The sequence below is a fragment of the Cupriavidus sp. GW822-FHT06G04 genome (genome assembly GCF_058799075.1).
Genome location: NZ_JBXALD010000017.1, coordinates 31,827 through 48,390, shown reverse-complemented (window position 1 = coordinate 48,390; position 16,564 = coordinate 31,827). Strand labels below are relative to the sequence as shown.

Below are 16,564 nucleotides of genomic sequence, written 5' to 3'. Positions count from 1 at the left end.
AAATGAAGCGTATTTTCGAAGTCTACCGCTACGATCCGGACAAGGACGCCGCGCCCCGCATGCAGACCTACGAGGTCGAACTCGACGGTCACGAACGCATGCTGCTGGACGCCTTGGTCAAGCTGAAGAAGCTCGATGAAACCATTTCGTTCCGTCGTTCGTGCCGCGAAGGCGTGTGCGGATCGGACGCGATGAACATCAACGGCAAGAACGGCCTGGCGTGCCTGACGAACATGCGCGAGCTGCCGGACCGCATCGTGCTGCGTCCGCTTCCCGGCCTGCCCGTGGTGCGCGACCTGATCGTCGACATGACGAACTTCTTCAAGCAGTACAACTCGATCAAGCCGTTCCTGATCAACGACGAGCCGCCGCCCGAGAAGGAGCGTCTGCAGTCGCCGGAGGAGCGCGAGGAACTGGACGGCCTGTACGAGTGCATCTTGTGCGCCAGCTGCTCCACGTCGTGCCCGTCGTTCTGGTGGAACCCGGACAAGTTCGTAGGCCCGGCCGGCCTGCTGCAAGCCTATCGCTTCATCGCGGACACCCGTGATCAGGCCACGGGCGAGCGTCTGGATAACCTGAACGACCCGTACCGTCTGTTCCGTTGCCACAGCATCATGAATTGCGTCGATGTGTGCCCGAAGGGCCTCAATCCGACCAAGGCGATTGGCAAGATCAAGGAATTGATGGTTCGCCGCGCTGTTTAATCGGCCGGTATAAACTGCCTGTTGCGCCGGCCCCTGGCGCAACAGACAGTCTGCAGTTGATGTAAGCGGCGCGTCAGCCCGATGCGGTATCAATCGGGCCGCGCCGTTCAAAGAAGGCTGACCATGAGTCTTTCCACCACATTCTCCCATCAGGCCGATCCGCACAAGCGTGCCCGTCTGCGCTGGCGCGCCCGCCGCGGCCTCCTGGAGAACGACATCATCGTCGAACGTTTTTTCAACCGTTACGAGGAGAGCCTGTCCGATGAGGACGTGGCATCGCTGGGCGAGCTGTTCGAGCTCAGCGACAACGAGTTGATGGACCTGCTGCTTGTCCGCAAGGAGCTGGACGGTGAGCTCGACACGCCCCCGATGCAACGGGTACTCAGCCTGCTGCGTTCGGTCTGAGTTTGGTCAACACTATTATTCACAGTATTTGAAGGAACCGACATGACGCCGTCCGATGTGAAAGCCACGCTATCGTTTTCCGATGGTTCCCCCAGCGTTGAGCTGCCGATCTACAAGGGCACGGTAGGCCCGGACGTGATCGACATTCGCAAGCTGTACGGACAAACCGGCAAGTTCACCTATGACCCGGGGTTCATGTCGACCGCTTCGTGCAACTCCAAGATCACCTACATCGATGGTGACAAGGGCGAACTTCTGTATCGCGGCTACCCGATCGAGCAACTCGCGCAGAAGTGCGACCACCTCGAAACCTGCTACCTGCTGCTCAAGGGCGAGCTGCCCAACGCCAAGCAGAAGGAAGAATTCGTGAACTCGGTGATGAACCACACCATGGTTCACGAGCAGCTGCAATTCTTCCTGCGTGGCTTCCGCCGCGATGCCCACCCGATGGCCGTGCTGACGGGCCTGGTCGGTGCAATGAGCGCGTTCTACCACGATGCGATGGACATCGACGATCCGCACCAGCGCGAGATCTCGGCCATCCGCCTGATCGCCAAGATGCCGACGCTGGTCGCCATGGCGTACAAGTACAACATCGGCCAGCCGTACATCTATCCGCAGAACGACCTGTCCTATTCGGGCAACTTCATGCGCATGATGTTCGGCACGCCGTGCGCGCCTTACACCGTGAACCCGGTGCTGGAGCGCGCGCTGGACCGCATCTTCATCCTGCACGCCGATCACGAGCAGAATGCGTCGACGTCGACCGTGCGCCTGGCCGGTTCGTCGGGCACCAACCCGTTCGCCGCCATCGCCGCCGGCGTGGCCTGCCTGTGGGGCCCGGCACACGGCGGTGCGAACGAAGCCGCACTGAAGATGCTGGAAGAGATCGGCAGCGTCGACAACATCAACGAGTTCATCAAGCAGGTCAAGGACAAGAACTCGGGCGTGCGCCTGATGGGCTTTGGCCACCGCGTGTACAAGAACTACGATCCGCGCGCCAAGCTGATGCGCGAAACCTGCCACGAAGTGCTGGAAGAGCTGGGCCTGCACAACGACCCGCTGTTCAAGCTGGCCATGGAGCTGGAAAAGATCGCGCTGGAAGACGAATACTTCGTCAGCCGCAAGCTTTACCCGAACGTGGACTTCTACTCGGGTATCGTGCAACGCGCGCTGGGCATCCCGACGTCGCTGTTCACCTGCATCTTCGCGCTGGCTCGCACGCCGGGCTGGATCTCGCAGTGGGAAGAGATGATCACCGATCCGGAATACAAGATCGGTCGTCCGCGCCAGCTGTTCAATGGCGCCGCCGCTCGTGACGTGCCGGACATGGGCAAGCGCTGATCCGCCTGCTGTACCGCAGCATGAAGAACGCCCCGGATTTCCGGGGCGTTTTTTTGTTTGCTGGCCGCGGGCGATTGGGGGCTCGCCGCGGCGCCGTGGTCCGTCCCGCGCGGTTGCGCGAAGTGGCGCCATGCTGTGGTGGCGTCACAAATGCGGCTATGCACAACTGTTGTGAAAGTCGATTTTCGCGACGATTCCTGCTGTTGGCCGGTTGCAACCATCGGCATTAGTTGTCGGATTTTCTATAAAACCGAAGAACTTCACTCTATTCGGGTGCAACTTTGCCCCTATAATGCGGGCTGCTTTACCGACTGGCGGCCGGGCCACCCTTCCGGCATCGCCACGTTGGAGAAGCGGGGCAGGCGAAGCGCTTGCGCGCAATAGAGAACGCATCAACGTTGTCTTTCCGAACTTTTGGTGTGCGCCGCCAGGCGTGCGCCGACACATGCCGGGCCCCGCATTCGCTTCACTGTCTTCACCGCAGGCCCGACTTCCGCTTTGGGCCTTTTTCGTTCGCCACGTCAGGCGGCGCTTCTCCCCGCGGGTGTTGTTCGATTGCGCCGGTCATGCCGACTCTGCCCGGAATGACCCATACATAAATCGAGGAGCTCCTGATGACGCTGTCCCGTCTCACGTCCACTGCCATGGCTGCGGTGCTTGCCACTGCCGGTCTCGCTGCCTTCACGTCGGCCAACGCCGAAACCATCAAGATCGCCATTGCCGGTCCGATGAGCGGCTCCGTCGCCCAGTACGGCGACATGGTCAAGGCCGGCGCCCTGACCGCGATCGAGCAGATCAACGCTGCTGGCGGCGCCAATGGCAACAAGTTCGAAGCCGTCATGATGGACGACGCCTGCGAACCGAAGCAGGCCGTAGCGGTGGCCAACAAGATCGTCAGCCAGGGCATTCACTACGTGATCGGTCACGTGTGCTCGGGTTCGACCATTCCGGCTTCCGACATCTACGAGAACGAAGGTATCGTGATGGTCACGCCGTCGGCCACGGCGCCGCAGCTGACCGAAACGAAGAAGCGCAACTTCATCTTCCGCACCATCGGCCGCGACGACCAGCAGGGTCCGGCAGCCGCCCAGTACATCATCGGCAAGGTCAAGCCGAAGAAGGTGGCCGTGCTGCACGACAAGCAGTCGTACGGCCAGGGCATCGCCAGCTCGGTGAAGAAGGATCTCGAAGCCGCCAAGATTCCCGTGGCCGTGTTCGAAGGCATCAACGCCGGCGATTCCGACTACTCGGCGGTCATCACCAAGCTGAAGTCGCAGGGCGTGGATTTCGTGTATTTCGGCGGCTATCACCCCGAAATGGGCCTGCTGCTGCGCCAGGCGCGCGAACAGGGCGTGAAGGCTACGTTCATGGGGCCTGAGGGCGTGGGCAACAAGGACGTGACGGCGATTGCCGGTCCGGCTTCGGAAGGCATGCTGGTCACGCTGCCGGCGGACTTCTCGGCCGATCCGGCCAATGCCGCGCTGGTGAAGGCGTTTGCCGACAAGAAGCGCGACGCCAATGGTCCGTTCCAGATGCCGGCGTACGCCGCGGTCAAGATCATCGGCGATGCGATCGCCGGCGCCAAGAGCACCGATCCGACCAAGGTTGCCGCCTACATGCACAAGAACGCGTTCACCACGCCGATCGGCAAGGTCGAATACGACGCCAAGGGCGACCTGAAGTCGTTCAAGTTTGTCGTCTACACGTGGCACAAGGACGCCACCAAGACTGCCGCCAACTAAAACCGGCGCCATCCTGGCGAAACGCCCCGCTGCCGATCCGGCCAGCGGGGCGTTTTGGTATCGGTTCGATGTGGGTTAATCGCCACATAACGGCGACGCAGCATTGCACATCGGACTTTTCGATCCACAAGGTCCCCGCATGAACGAATTTCTTCCACAGTTCACCCAGCAACTGGTCAATGGCCTGACGCTAGGTGCGATCTATGCGTTGATCGCCATCGGCTACACGATGGTCTACGGCATCATCGGCATGATCAACTTTGCCCACGGCGAGATCTACATGATCGGCGCCTACGTGGGACTCGTGACACTGACCGCGATCGGTGCGCAGGCCGGTTATCCGCTGCCGCTGGTGCTGGGCGCGGCGCTGGTCGTCTCGGTCGTCGTCACCGGCTGTTATGGCTTTGCCGTGGAGCGCGTGGCGTATCGCCCGCTGCGTGGCGGGCCGCGACTCGTGCCGCTGATCTCGGCGATCGGCATGTCGATTTTCCTGCAGAACTATGTCCAGATCGGGCAGGGCGCGCGCGACGTGTCGGTGCCGCTGCTGATCTCGGGTGCGATCGAATTCCAGATGGGCGGCGATTTCACGGTGACCGTGCCGTATTCGCGCCTGTTGATCGTCGGCGTGACGCTGGTGCTGATGATCGCGCTGACGCTGTTCATCGGGCATTCGCGCATGGGACGCGCCTGCCGCGCCTGCGCCGAAGACATGCGCATGGCCAACCTGCTTGGCATCGACACGAACCGTGTGATCTCGTTCACGTTCGTGCTCGGCGCGATGCTGGCCGCCGTGGGCGGCGTGCTGATCGGGCTGACCATCGGCAAACTCAATCCGTTCATCGGTTTTATCGCCGGCATCAAGGCGTTCACCGCGGCGGTGCTGGGCGGCATCGGCAGCATCCCCGGCGCGATGCTGGGTGGCGTGCTGCTGGGCCTGGCCGAAACCTTCGCCTCCGGCTACATGCCCGCGGAATACAAGGACGTCGTGGCGTTCGGCCTGCTGGTGCTGGTGCTGCTGTTCCGTCCCACGGGCCTGCTGGGCAAGCCCGATGTGGAAAAGGTCTAAGGGGGACGACATGACTCAAGCGACTTCGATCTCGCGGGCGTCGGCCCCGCAAACGGCGGTCTCGGACACGCTCAAGAACGCGATTACCGCGTCCGTGCTGACCGCCATCCTGACCATTCCCGTGCTCGGCCTGCAACTGAAGCTGGACGGCTACAAGGTTGTGCTGGAGCCGCACTGGCGTCCGGTCTGGATCGCCGTTGCAGCGGTGTTCCTGTTCCAGTTGGCCAAGCCGCTGCTCGCGCGTGCGCGCGGGGCAGTGAAGCTGCCCGCGCTGCCCGCCATGGGTGCACAGCGGCAGCGCGCTGCGGTCTGGGTGTTGCTGGCCGTGGGCCTCGTGTTTCCGTTCTTCGGATCGCGCGGCGCCGTGGACGTGGCGACGCTGGCGCTGATCTACGTGATCCTTGGCCTGGGCCTGAATATCGTGGTCGGCTTTGCCGGCCTGCTGGACCTGGGCTACGTGGGCTTCTACGCGGTGGGCGGCTACACCTACGCGCTGCTGAACCAGTACTTCGGCCTGACGTTCTGGGAATGCCTGCCGCTGTCGGCCGGACTGGCCGCTACGTTCGGCTTTGTGCTCGGTTTTCCGGTGCTGCGGCTGCGGGGCGATTACCTGGCCATCGTGACGCTGGGGTTTGGCGAGATCATCCGCCTGCTGCTGAACAATCTGACCAGCTTGACCGGCGGCCCCGACGGCGTGTCGGGTATTCCGAAGCCTTCCGTATTCGGCATCGAGATGGCGCGCAGCGCGAGCGTGGAGGGCGCCAAGACGTTCCACGAACTGATCGGCTTGCCCTACGCCGGCCAGCACATGGTGATCTGGCTGTACCTGCTGGCGCTGCTGCTGGTGGGCTTCACGCTGTTCGTTACCAGCCGCCTGATCCGCATGCCGATGGGTCGCGCCTGGGAGGCGCTGCGCGAGGACGAGATCGCTTGCCGCTCGCTGGGTTTGAACCCCACGCGCATCAAGCTGTCGGCGTTCACGCTGGGCGCCTCGTTTGCAGGACTGGCCGGCGCGTTCTTCGCGGCGCGCCAGGGCCTGGTCAATCCGGAATCGTTCACCTTCATCGAATCGGCGCTGATTTTGGCCGTGGTGGTGCTGGGCGGCATGGGTTCGCAACTGGGCGTGATCCTGGCTGCGATCCTGCTCACGATCCTGCCCGAGGTGGCGCGGGATTTTGCCGAGTACCGGATGCTGATCTTCGGTCTGGTGATGGTGCTGATGATGATGTGGCGTCCGCAGGGCCTGCTGCCCGCAAGCCGTCCGCACGTGGAGTTGCCGCGATGAGTGCTGAAATGCTGAAAGTATCCGGCCTGCAGATGCGCTTTGGCGGTCTGCTGGCCGTGGACGGCATCGAGTTCGATGTGCGTCGTGACGAAGTCTTCGCCATCATCGGGCCGAATGGCGCGGGCAAGACCACTGTGTTCAATTGCGTGGGCGGCTTCTACAAGCCCACCGCCGGCGAGGTAATGCTCGACGGCCATTCGATCGCGCGCAAGCCCAGCCACGTAGTGGCGCGCCACGGGCTGGTCCGGACGTTCCAGAACATCCGCCTGTTCAAGCAATTGACGGTAGTGGAAAACCTGCTCGTCGCCCAGCACCGTCAGGTCAAGGCCGGACTGCTGCGCGGGCTGCTGGCCACGCCAGCGTATCGCCGCGCCGAGCGCGAGGCACTGGGCCGCGCGGCCGAATGGCTCGAACGCATGGGGCTTAGCGCGGTGGCCAACCGCGAGGCCGGCACGCTGTCGTATGGTCATCAGCGCCGCCTGGAAATCGCCCGCTGCATGATCACCGGGCCGCGCCTGCTGATGCTCGATGAACCGGCTGCCGGACTCAATCCGCAGGAAAAGATCGAACTGCAGCAGTTGATCGACCGGCTGCGCCGCGAATTCAAGATCTCGGTACTGCTGATCGAACACGACATGAGCCTGGTGATGGGAGTGTCCGACCGCATCCTGGTGATGGAACACGGCAAGCCGATCATGATCGGCAAGCCGGACGAAGTGCGCAACGATCCGCGCGTGATCAAGGCCTACCTGGGAGAGGACTGATGCTGAAGCTGGAACAGGTCCATACCCACTACGGCGCCGTGGAGGCGCTGTCCGGTGTGTCGATCGAAGTCAACAAGGGCGAGATCGTCACGCTGATCGGCAGCAACGGCGCGGGCAAGACGACTCTGATGATGACCGTGTGCGGCACGCCGCGTGCGTCGAGCGGACGCGTGATGTTTGAAGGCGAGGACATCACGCGGCGCAACACGCACGAGATCATGCGCATGGGCATGGCGATTTCGCCGGAAGGCCGCCGCGTGTTTCCGAGCCTGACCGTGCTTGAAAACCTCAAGATGGGCGCGTTCTTCGCCAGCCGTCATGACATCGAGGACGGCATCGAGCATGTGTTCAAGCTGTTTCCGCGCCTGAACCAGCGTGCCAGCCAGCGCGCCGGTACGATGTCCGGCGGCGAGCAGCAAATGCTCGCGATCGGCCGCGCGCTGATGAGCAAGCCGCGCCTGCTGCTGCTGGACGAGCCGACGCTCGGCCTGGCGCCGCTGATCATCGCGCAGATCTTCGACATCATCCGCACCATCCGCGAGGAAGGCGTCACGGTGTTTCTGGTCGAGCAGAACGCCAACAAGGCGCTGCAAGTGGCCGACCGCGGCTATGTGCTCGAAACCGGCCGTGTGGTACTGGCCGATACCGGCGCCAACCTGCTGGCCAACGACCGCATCCGCTCGGCTTACCTGGGCGGCTGACGACCGTCCAGCCTGCCGGGTTCACGGCATCGGGTACGGGCGGCGGCGCGCGAGGCGCCGCCGCCTTCGCCATCCACGAAATCCCCCTTTCGCCAATGACCGCCGCCCGGGTGGTCTGCCCGCCCCGTCGGCGGCTGGCGCACATGGCATAATCGCTTGCCATGTCAAGCAATCACCGGCATGGCCGGAAAAGCGCAAAATAGCCGCTTTCCAGCGCATCATCCGAACAACAACCCCCTGCAAACCAACGCGCGGATTCGCGCCGTTCGACGCCCTGGCGTGCGAGCGGACGGTCTGCCTCAGCATCATGGCCAAGACGCTCTACGACAAACTTTGGGATGACCACACCGTTCACGTCGAGGAAGACGGCACCACGCTGCTCTACATCGACCGTCATCTGCTGCATGAAGTGACCAGCCCGCAGGCCTTCGAGGGGCTGAAGCTGGCGGAGCGTCCGGTATGGCGTATCAGCGCGAACCTGGCCGTGTCCGACCATAACGTGCCGACTACCGACCGCACGCAGGGCATTGCCGATCCGGTGTCGAAGCTGCAGGTGGACACGCTCGACGCCAACTGCGACGCCTATGGCATCACGCAGTTCAAGATGAACGATCACCGCCAGGGCATCGTGCATGTGATCGGGCCGGAGCAGGGCGCGACGCTGCCCGGCATGACGGTGGTTTGCGGCGACTCGCACACCAGCACGCATGGCGCGTTCGGCGCGCTGGCGCATGGCATCGGCACCTCCGAAGTGGAGCACGTGCTGGCCACGCAGACGCTGCTGGGCAAGAAGGCCAAGAACATGCTGATCACGGTGGAAGGCAAGCTGCCGCGCGGCTGCACCGCCAAGGACATCGTGCTGGCCATCATCGGCAAGATCGGCACGGCGGGCGGCACCGGCTACACCATGGAGTTTGCCGGCTCGGCTATTCGCGATCTGACCATGGAAGGCCGCATGACCGTGTGCAACATGGCGATCGAGGCCGGGGCGCGCGCCGGTCTGGTGGCCGTGGACGACGTGACGCTCGAATACGTGAAGAATCGCCCGTTTGCACCGCAGGGCGTGGAATGGGATCAGGCCGTGGCCTACTGGCGCACGCTGCATTCCGACGCCGGCGCCCATTTCGACAAGGTCGTGCAGCTGCGCGCCGAGGAAATCCGTCCGCAGGTGACCTGGGGCACGTCGCCCGAGATGGTGGTCAGCATCGAGGATCGGGTACCCGATCCCGAGCGCGAAAAGGATCCGAACAAGCGCAACGCCATGGAGCGCGCGCTCGAGTACATGAACCTGCAGCCCAACGTGCCGATGGAATCGATCAGCATCGACAAGGTGTTTATCGGCTCATGCACCAACAGCCGCATCGAAGACATGCGCGCCGCCGCGTGGGTGGTGCAGAAACTTGGCCGCAAGGTTGCGTCGAACGTGAAGCTGGCGATGGTGGTGCCAGGTTCGGGTCTGGTCAAGGAGCAGGCCGAGCGCGAAGGCCTTGACAAGGTGTTCAAGGCGGCCGGTTTCGAATGGCGTGAGCCGGGCTGCTCGATGTGTCTGGCCATGAACGCCGACCGGCTGGAGCCGGGCGAGCGCTGCGCGTCCACCTCGAACCGCAATTTCGAGGGACGTCAGGGCGCCGGCGGCCGTACGCACCTGGTCAGCCCGGCCATGGCGGCGGCGGCGGCCATCGAGGGGCATTTCGTCGATATCCGCAAGCTCGGCTGAGGGCCGGGCAGGGCAACGGGTCAACCACGACTTTCGAACAGAGAGAACATGAAAAAGTTCGTGATCACGCTGCTGGCATGCCTGGGCATGCTGCAACTGGCTGGCTGCAACACGATGGCCGGATTGGGCAAGGACACGCAGGCTGCGGGGCGTTCGCTGGAAAACGCCGCCCGCAAGTAAGGACACCACCATGGAAAAATTCACCGTACATAGCGGCCTTGTGGCGCCGCTCGATCGCGAAAACGTCGATACCGACGCGATCATCCCGAAGCAGTTTCTGAAGTCGATCAAGCGCACGGGGTTCGGCCCGAACCTGTTCGACGAGTGGCGTTACAAGGATGTGGGCGAGCCCGGCAAGGACAACAGCAAGCGTCCGCTGAATCCCGATTTCGTGCTTAACCAGCCGCGCTACCAGGGCGCTTCGGTGCTGCTGGCGCGCAACAACTTCGGCTGCGGCAGCTCGCGCGAGCACGCCCCGTGGGCGCTGACGCAATACGGTTTCCGCGCCGTGATCGCGCCGAGTTTCGCCGATATCTTCTTCAACAACTGCTACAAGAACGGTCTGCTGCCGGTGGTGCTGACCGAACAGCAGGTCGATCACCTGTTCAACGAGACCAACGCGTTTGCCGGCTACAAGCTGACCATCGACCTGGACAAGCAGGTGGTATTCACGCCGGGCGGCAACAGCTATCCGTTCGACATCGCGCCGTTCCGCAAGTACTGCATGCTCAACGGTTTCGACGACATCGGCCTGACCTTGCGCCACAAGGACAAGATCAAGGCGTACGAAGCCGAGCGCCTGACCCGCATGCCGTGGCTCGGCAATCGCGTGGTCGGTTAAGGTTCGCTTAGTCCGGGCGACGCCGGCGATGCGGCCGGCGCGTCCACATCAAGGAAGACAGATGAAGATTGCAGTTCTGCCGGGCGACGGCATCGGCCCCGAAATCGTTGCGGAAGCCGTCAAGGTGCTCAACGCGCTCGACGAAAAATTCGAACTGGAAACCGCACCCGTGGGCGGCGCCGGCTACGAGGCCGAAGGTCATCCGCTGCCCGAGAACACGCTGAAGCTGGCCCAGCAAGCCGACGCGATCCTGTTCGGCGCCGTAGGCGACTGGAAGTACGACAGCCTCGAGCGTCCGCTGCGTCCGGAACAGGCCATCCTGGGCCTGCGCAAGCATTTGCAGCTGTTCGCCAATTTCCGTCCGGCCATCTGCTACCCCGAACTGACCGGTGCATCGAGCCTGAAGCCCGAACTGGTGGCCGGTCTGGACATCCTGATCGTGCGCGAACTGAACGGCGACATCTATTTCGGCCAGCCGCGCGGCGTGCGCGAGGCGCCGGACGGCCTGTTCAAGGGCGCCCGCGAAGGCTTCGACACGATGCGCTATAGCGAGCCGGAAATCCGCCGGATCGCCCACGTGGCATTCCAGGCCGCGGCCAAGCGCGGCAAGAAGCTGTGCAGCGTCGACAAGGCCAACGTGCTGGAGACGTTCCAGTTCTGGAAGGACATCATGATCGATGTCAGCAAGGAATATCCGGATGTCGAGCTGTCGCACATGTACGTGGACAACGCAGCGATGCAGTTGGTGAAGGCGCCGAAGAGCTTCGACGTGATCGTCACGGGCAATATGTTCGGCGACATCCTCTCGGACGAGGCCGCCATGCTGACCGGTTCGATCGGCATGCTGCCGTCGGCGTCGCTCGATGCGAACAACAAGGGCCTGTACGAGCCGTCGCACGGCTCCGCGCCCGATATCGCCGGCAAGGGCGTGGCGAATCCGTTGGCCACGATCCTGTCCGCCGCGATGATGCTGCGTTATTCGCTGAACCGCGCGGAACAGGCCGATCGTATCGAGGCGGCGGTCAAGAAGGTGCTGGCCCAGGGCTATCGCACCGGCGACATCCTGACGCCGGGCTGCAAGCAGGTGGGCACGCGCGAGATGGGCGACGCGGTGCTGGCAGCACTGTAATCGCCGCGCCCACCTCTTTCGCCCCTCCCGTCTGGCGCGAGGGGCGGGAGGACGGGGCGGCGGGCGATACCACGCGCGGCGGCACGATGCGAATGCGCAATTTGTTGCCGTTTGCAAAGCGGTGCGGCGGCTGGACGAGGCCGGAAATACCGGAAAATCGCTTCGAAAGCTACAAAACACCCCGCATTTCCGCTGCGGCGGCGCGGCAAATTCGTGTAGACTCTCCCGCTATGGCCCGAATCCACCAGTCCCCTCTGACTGCCAGCGCAGCTTGCACCGCCACCCGCGGCGCGATCGGCGTGGATTCGCCTGGCCAGGCAGTTACCGCAACGACGATTAAAACCATTACCAAAAAAACGATCCGCTAGATCGTTCGTCGTGCCTGCCCGTCTTCCCCGCGCAGCCACGCCGGGCGAGGAAAATGGCGGGGAAGTTCAAATCACATCCGAGGTAAGTCATGATTGTAGGTCTCGTCGGTTGGCGAGGAATGGTCGGCAGCGTCCTGATGCAGCGCATGCAGGAAGAGGGCGATTTCGACCATATCGAGCCCGTTTTCTTCAGCACGTCCAACGCCGGCGGCAAGGCCCCGGCCATGGCGAAGAACGAAACCACGCTGAAAGATGCCAATGACATCGAAGCGCTGAAGAAGTGCGATGTTGTGCTCACGGCGCAGGGTGGCGATTACACCAACGACGTTTTCCCGCGCCTGCGGGCCGCCGGCTGGAATGGTTACTGGATCGACGCGGCTTCGTCGCTGCGGATGAAGGACGATGCAATCATCGTGCTCGATCCCGTGAACCTCGGCGTGATCAAGGACGCGCTGTCCAAGGGCGTGAAGAACTTCATCGGCGGTAACTGCACGGTCAGCTGCATGATGATGGGTCTGGGCGGCCTGTTCCAGCACGATCTGGTCGAGTGGATGACCTCGATGACGTATCAGGCCGCTTCCGGCGGCGGTGCCCAGCACATGCGCGAATTGCTGACGCAATTCGGCACGCTGAACGCCGCGGTCAAGCCGCTGCTGGACGATCCGGCCTCGGCCATCCTGGAAATCGACCGCCAGATCCTGTCGACGCAGCACGGTCTGTCTGCCGACGAAACCAAGCAATTCGGTGTGCCGTTGGCCGGAAACCTGATTCCCTGGATCGACAAGGATCTCGGCAACGGCGTGTCGAAGGAAGAATGGAAGGCCGGCGCGGAAACCAACAAGATTCTCGGCCGTGGCGAAGGGTTCGTCGGCGCCACGGGCGCCAGCCCGATTGCCGTCGACGGCCTGTGCGTGCGGATCGGGGCCATGCGCTGCCATTCGCAGGCGCTGACCATCAAGCTGCGCAAGGATGTGCCGCTCGATGAAATCGAAGGCATGCTGGCCGCCAACAACCAGTGGGCCAAGGTTGTGCCGAATACGCGCGAAGCCAGCATGAAGGACCTGACGCCGGCTGCGGTGACGGGTACGCTGACGATTCCGGTGGGCCGTTTGCGCAAGATGCAGATGGGCGGCGAATACCTGTCGGCCTTCACGGTGGGCGATCAACTGCTGTGGGGCGCGGCCGAACCGCTGCGGCGTATGCTGCGCATTCTGATCGAAGCTTGATCGTCAGATTCGCCTCGCCGCTGCGTTGCGGGGAGGCAACAGAATGCACCGCTTTGCTTACAACGCCGCGCGCCAGCGCGGCGTTGTTGCATCCGGGACCCTATTTTTCTTGGGCTTGCGTCACAATACAGCGGCGCTTGGCCAGGGGGCATCGCGGCTGCGGGATCGGGAAAGGCCGCTGCGACACACGCGCGACAGGGGCGGCCATTTGGTCCGCCACCCGTTGCCGTCCGCCAGCCAGCCATTTGGGGTCGGGTTAATTTTTTGCTACTAAAACCATAAATGGAGCACGAGGTGAGTGTGAGCCTACTTCGCCGGAAAGATGCGCCTATTGTCCGTCAGCGCTGGTCAACGCTGGCCATCACGGCTGTTGGTCTGCTGCTGGCGCAGCCGGCTGCGTATGCCGCAGGGTTTGGACAACTACGGGTCCAGTCCAACCTGGGGCAGCCGCTCCAGGCCGAAATCGATATCACCGGCGTATCGGCCGAGGAAGCCGACAGTCTTGCTGTCAAGCTGGCTTCGCCGTCCGCCTATGCCCGCGCGGGGCTTACCTACCTGCCGGCGATTTCCGGCGTGAAGCTCGACGTGCAGAAGCGGCCGAACGGCAGCTACGTCGCCACTGTCCGCTCGAACCAGCCGCTAAGTGAACCGTTCGTCGACATCCTGATCGACATGAGCTGGTCCAGCGGCAAGGTCACGCGCGCATATACGTTCCTGCTGGATCCGGCAGGCGCCAAGTCGCCGGAACAGTCGTTTGCGCCGACGACCGTGGTGCAGGCCGCGACGCCCGATGCGTCGCCCGCTACCGCGCCGTCCGCACCGGCTCCCGTTGCCGCCGCGCCCGCCATTGCGCCGGCGCCGTCCGCCGAAACGCCACGCCCGGCGCCGCCCCGTCAGCCGCGCCGCGCCGCCGCCGCGCCTGCTGCCGCCGCGCCGGCTCGGGCCGAAGTCGCCACCGTCAGTGGCAGCTATACGGTTCAGCGTGGCGACACGCTCTCCAGCATTGCCGGTGAAGCGGCGCAGGGCCAGGATTCCGTATCGCTCGACCAGATGTTGCTGGCGCTCTACCGCAACAATCCCAATGCATTCATTGGCGGCAATATCAATCGCATCAAATCCGGTGCGGTGTTGAAGGTGCCGAGCGCCCAGCAGGCGCAATCGGTCACCCCGCGTGAAGCGCGCCGCGAAGTGGTGGCGCGCACGCAAGGATTTGATAGCTATCGCAGCCGCCTGGCTACCGCAGCCGCCGCAAAGTCGGTGGAGGCTGGTACCGGTCGCGAGCAGTCCGGAAATGTCACGGCGCGTGTGCAGGACACCACGGTGCCAGACGCCGGTCCGCGCGACGAACTGAAGCTTTCGAAGGCCGACAAGGGCGCGCAGGCGAAGGCCGAGGCCGATGTGGCCGCCCAGCGCAAGCTCAAGGAAGCCGAGTCGCGCGTGGCACAGCTGGAAAAAAACGTTTCCGATATGCAGCGCCTGATGGAGCTGAAGAACGCGGAAATCGCCAAGCTCGGCCAGGCCAACCAGGCGGCCAAGCCGGCTGCTGCCACGGCTGCCGCAACGACCGCCGCCACTGGCGCCGCGAAGCCCGCCGACACCGCGGCAGCGCCCGCCCCGGCCGTGGTCCCGCCCGAGCCGTCAAGGCAGGCCGATGCCACGACCAGTACCGCTGCGCCAGTGCCGGCGGCATCGTCGTCGGCTCCGTCGTCTGTTGCGGCACCCGCATCCGCGCCCGATAGCGCCGCAGTGGCCGCCGCATCTGCCCCGCTGGCCGCTGGCGCATCCACGCCGGCCGCCGCAGCACCTGCCTCCGCACCGGCAGTGGCCGCGAAAAAACCGCCCGTCATCCAGCCGGTGCCGGTCGAGACATCGTTCGTCGACGATCTGCTGGCCAATCCGATGCTTCTGCCCGGCGCGGGAGTGCTGGTTGCGTTGCTTGGCGGATATGCGTACTATCGCCGCCGCCAGAATCAGAAGGCGAGCGAAAACACCGGTTTCGGCGACAGCATCCTGTCCCAGGAGAGCACCGTCATGGCCGGCGGCCACTCGCTGTTCGGCACCGCCGGCGGCCAGAGCGTCGATACGTCGCAACATAGCGTTTTCGGCGCCGATTTCCGCATCGGCAACAACTCGCCGGAAGCCACGGAAGTCGATCCGATTGCCGAGGCCGAGGTGTATATCGCTTATGGGCGCGACGTGCAGGCCGAAGAAATCCTGCGCGAAGCGTTGCAACAGAATCCTGAGCGGCAGGCCATTCGCCTGAAGCTGCTGGAGATTTACAACACGCGTCAGGATGTGGAAGGTTTCCGGGTGATTGCAGAAGACATGTTCGCTCAGACGGGCGGACAAGGCGCCGAGTGGCTCCAGGCGGCGGAAATGGGCCGCAAGCTCGACCCGAGCAATGCGCTGTATCTGGCCGTCACGCCAGACGCTGGCGGAGAAGCCGATACCACTACGCCGGTGGCCGATCAATGGCGCACCCAGGATCCGGCCCAAAACCTGCAACAGGCGCCGCGGGAAGCCGCCATGCCGGATCTGGCGCTGCCCCTCGATGCCTTCCCGGCGCCCGCACCGGGCGAGCCAATCATTGCGCCGATGTCGGCTTCAATGGTGTTCGGTAACGACGCGCTGGGCGAACCCGATGTGCTCGACGCGCGCGGCGACGATGAAGCCGCCCAGCGCCTGTCGGACATTCCGGCGCTCGATACGCCCACGCGCTCGCGGCCGCTGGAATTCGACATGTCGGGCCTGTCGCTCGATCTGAATGCCGACACGCCTAGCACTGCGCCCGCCACCGCGCCCACTGACGTGGCCGCGATGTTCGATCTGCCGACGCTGGCTGACGTCCATGAGCCCTTGCCCGCGCCGACGATGCTGCAGAATGGCATGCTCGTCGAGCCGATCGATCTCAGCCGCGTGACCTCGGAAGGTGGCGATTCGACCCACGGTGTGTCGGCCAGCACATTGTCGCCAACCGGTATGGACGGTGGCCGCGACATGCAGATCAAGCTCGATCTGGCGCGCGCTTACATCGAGATCGGCGACAAGGAAGGCGCTCGCGAGTTGCTGCAGGAAGTGGTGGATCAGTCGCAAGATCCGTTGCAATCCGAAGCGCGCTCACTGCTGCGCGAGGTGGCCTGACGCCTCAATGGCCTGAGGGATCATTCCAAAGGCCGGTATGATGCAGGGTTTGCGGCGGAATCGCGCCGCAGCCCGAAGTGATGCGCCGGAAGCGTCCTTCCGGCGCATTTGTTTTTTGGCCCACGACATTT

General features: G+C 63.7%; 15 protein-coding genes. All 15 read left to right on the top strand.

Annotated elements, in window-relative coordinates; translation table 11 throughout:
* Positions 1-2 precede the first annotated feature (2 nt).
* The 15 genes from AC1RKI_RS27620 (at position 3) to AC1RKI_RS27550 (ending at position 16,433) form a co-directional block, all read left to right on the top strand.
* Positions 3-704: a succinate dehydrogenase iron-sulfur subunit gene (locus AC1RKI_RS27620; RefSeq protein ID WP_061959453.1), complete on the top strand. Its 702-nt coding sequence runs from the start codon at positions 3-5 to the stop codon at positions 702-704.
* A 123-nt stretch (positions 705-827) separates the two neighbouring features.
* On the top strand, positions 828-1,109 hold the full coding sequence (locus tag AC1RKI_RS27615; protein ID WP_084004222.1) for an FAD assembly factor SdhE: 282 nt from the start codon (positions 828-830) through the stop codon (positions 1,107-1,109).
* Positions 1,110-1,151: 42 nt separating this feature from the next.
* Positions 1,152-2,453 (top strand): citrate synthase, encoded by a 1,302-nt coding sequence (gene gltA, locus AC1RKI_RS27610; protein ID WP_061959452.1) that lies wholly within the window; start codon positions 1,152-1,154, stop codon positions 2,451-2,453.
* Between the two features lie 614 nt (positions 2,454-3,067).
* A complete protein-coding gene (locus AC1RKI_RS27605) occupies positions 3,068-4,195 on the top strand; it encodes a branched-chain amino acid ABC transporter substrate-binding protein (protein WP_150982250.1) in 1,128 nt (375 codons plus the stop codon).
* A gap of 139 nt (positions 4,196-4,334) precedes the next feature.
* The gene (gene livH, locus AC1RKI_RS27600) at positions 4,335-5,261 is read left to right on the top strand and encodes a high-affinity branched-chain amino acid ABC transporter permease LivH (protein WP_061959450.1); all 927 of its coding nucleotides are present in this window, start codon (positions 4,335-4,337) and stop codon (positions 5,259-5,261) included.
* A 10-nt stretch (positions 5,262-5,271) separates the two neighbouring features.
* The gene (locus AC1RKI_RS27595; protein ID WP_150982251.1) at positions 5,272-6,546 is read left to right on the top strand and encodes a high-affinity branched-chain amino acid ABC transporter permease LivM; all 1,275 of its coding nucleotides are present in this window, start codon (positions 5,272-5,274) and stop codon (positions 6,544-6,546) included.
* The gene (gene livG / locus AC1RKI_RS27590) at positions 6,543-7,310 is read left to right on the top strand and encodes a high-affinity branched-chain amino acid ABC transporter ATP-binding protein LivG (protein WP_150982252.1); all 768 of its coding nucleotides are present in this window, start codon (positions 6,543-6,545) and stop codon (positions 7,308-7,310) included. The genes AC1RKI_RS27595 and livG overlap by 4 nt, the downstream gene beginning before the upstream one ends.
* Positions 7,310-8,011, top strand: a complete 702-nt coding sequence (locus AC1RKI_RS27585; RefSeq protein WP_061959447.1) for an ABC transporter ATP-binding protein — start codon at positions 7,310-7,312, stop codon at positions 8,009-8,011. The genes livG and AC1RKI_RS27585 overlap by 1 nt, the downstream gene beginning before the upstream one ends.
* Positions 8,012-8,318: 307 nt before the next feature.
* The gene (leuC, locus tag AC1RKI_RS27580) at positions 8,319-9,728 is read left to right on the top strand and encodes a 3-isopropylmalate dehydratase large subunit (protein ID WP_061959446.1); all 1,410 of its coding nucleotides are present in this window, start codon (positions 8,319-8,321) and stop codon (positions 9,726-9,728) included.
* A gap of 48 nt (positions 9,729-9,776) precedes the next feature.
* Positions 9,777-9,908 (top strand): entericidin A/B family lipoprotein, encoded by a 132-nt coding sequence (locus AC1RKI_RS27575; RefSeq protein WP_061959445.1) that lies wholly within the window; start codon positions 9,777-9,779, stop codon positions 9,906-9,908.
* Between the two features lie 10 nt (positions 9,909-9,918).
* Positions 9,919-10,569: a 3-isopropylmalate dehydratase small subunit gene (leuD, locus tag AC1RKI_RS27570; protein WP_061959444.1), complete on the top strand. Its 651-nt coding sequence runs from the start codon at positions 9,919-9,921 to the stop codon at positions 10,567-10,569.
* A gap of 61 nt (positions 10,570-10,630) precedes the next feature.
* Entirely contained in the window at positions 10,631-11,698 is a 1,068-nt protein-coding gene (gene leuB, locus AC1RKI_RS27565) for a 3-isopropylmalate dehydrogenase (protein ID WP_061959443.1), read from the top strand.
* Positions 11,699-11,790: 92 nt separating this feature from the next.
* A complete protein-coding gene (locus AC1RKI_RS27560; protein ID WP_157779603.1) occupies positions 11,791-12,066 on the top strand; it encodes a hypothetical protein in 276 nt (91 codons plus the stop codon).
* Positions 12,067-12,155: 89 nt separating this feature from the next.
* Entirely contained in the window at positions 12,156-13,292 is a 1,137-nt protein-coding gene (asd, locus tag AC1RKI_RS27555; RefSeq protein ID WP_061959442.1) for an aspartate-semialdehyde dehydrogenase, read from the top strand.
* Between the two features lie 294 nt (positions 13,293-13,586).
* A complete protein-coding gene (locus AC1RKI_RS27550; RefSeq protein ID WP_227459165.1) occupies positions 13,587-16,433 on the top strand; it encodes a FimV/HubP family polar landmark protein in 2,847 nt (948 codons plus the stop codon).
* Positions 16,434-16,564: the final 131 nt, after the last annotated feature.

Bases quoted from the DNA above. Each gene is read 5' to 3' on its own strand.
- AC1RKI_RS27620 (WP_061959453.1), top strand. From the start codon at position 3: ATGAAGCGTATTTTCGAAGTCTACCGCTACGATCCGGACAAGGACGCC.
- AC1RKI_RS27615 (WP_084004222.1), top strand. From the start codon at position 828: ATGAGTCTTTCCACCACATTCTCCCATCAGGCCGATCCGCACAAGCGT.
- gltA (WP_061959452.1), top strand. From the start codon at position 1,152: ATGACGCCGTCCGATGTGAAAGCCACGCTATCGTTTTCCGATGGTTCC.
- AC1RKI_RS27605 (WP_150982250.1), top strand. From the start codon at position 3,068: ATGACGCTGTCCCGTCTCACGTCCACTGCCATGGCTGCGGTGCTTGCC.
- livH (WP_061959450.1), top strand. From the start codon at position 4,335: ATGAACGAATTTCTTCCACAGTTCACCCAGCAACTGGTCAATGGCCTG.
- AC1RKI_RS27595 (WP_150982251.1), top strand. From the start codon at position 5,272: ATGACTCAAGCGACTTCGATCTCGCGGGCGTCGGCCCCGCAAACGGCG.
- livG (WP_150982252.1), top strand. From the start codon at position 6,543: ATGAGTGCTGAAATGCTGAAAGTATCCGGCCTGCAGATGCGCTTTGGC.
- AC1RKI_RS27585 (WP_061959447.1), top strand. From the start codon at position 7,310: ATGCTGAAGCTGGAACAGGTCCATACCCACTACGGCGCCGTGGAGGCG.
- leuC (WP_061959446.1), top strand. From the start codon at position 8,319: ATGGCCAAGACGCTCTACGACAAACTTTGGGATGACCACACCGTTCAC.
- AC1RKI_RS27575 (WP_061959445.1), top strand. From the start codon at position 9,777: ATGAAAAAGTTCGTGATCACGCTGCTGGCATGCCTGGGCATGCTGCAA.
- leuD (WP_061959444.1), top strand. From the start codon at position 9,919: ATGGAAAAATTCACCGTACATAGCGGCCTTGTGGCGCCGCTCGATCGC.
- leuB (WP_061959443.1), top strand. From the start codon at position 10,631: ATGAAGATTGCAGTTCTGCCGGGCGACGGCATCGGCCCCGAAATCGTT.
- AC1RKI_RS27560 (WP_157779603.1), top strand. From the start codon at position 11,791: ATGCGCAATTTGTTGCCGTTTGCAAAGCGGTGCGGCGGCTGGACGAGG.
- asd (WP_061959442.1), top strand. From the start codon at position 12,156: ATGATTGTAGGTCTCGTCGGTTGGCGAGGAATGGTCGGCAGCGTCCTG.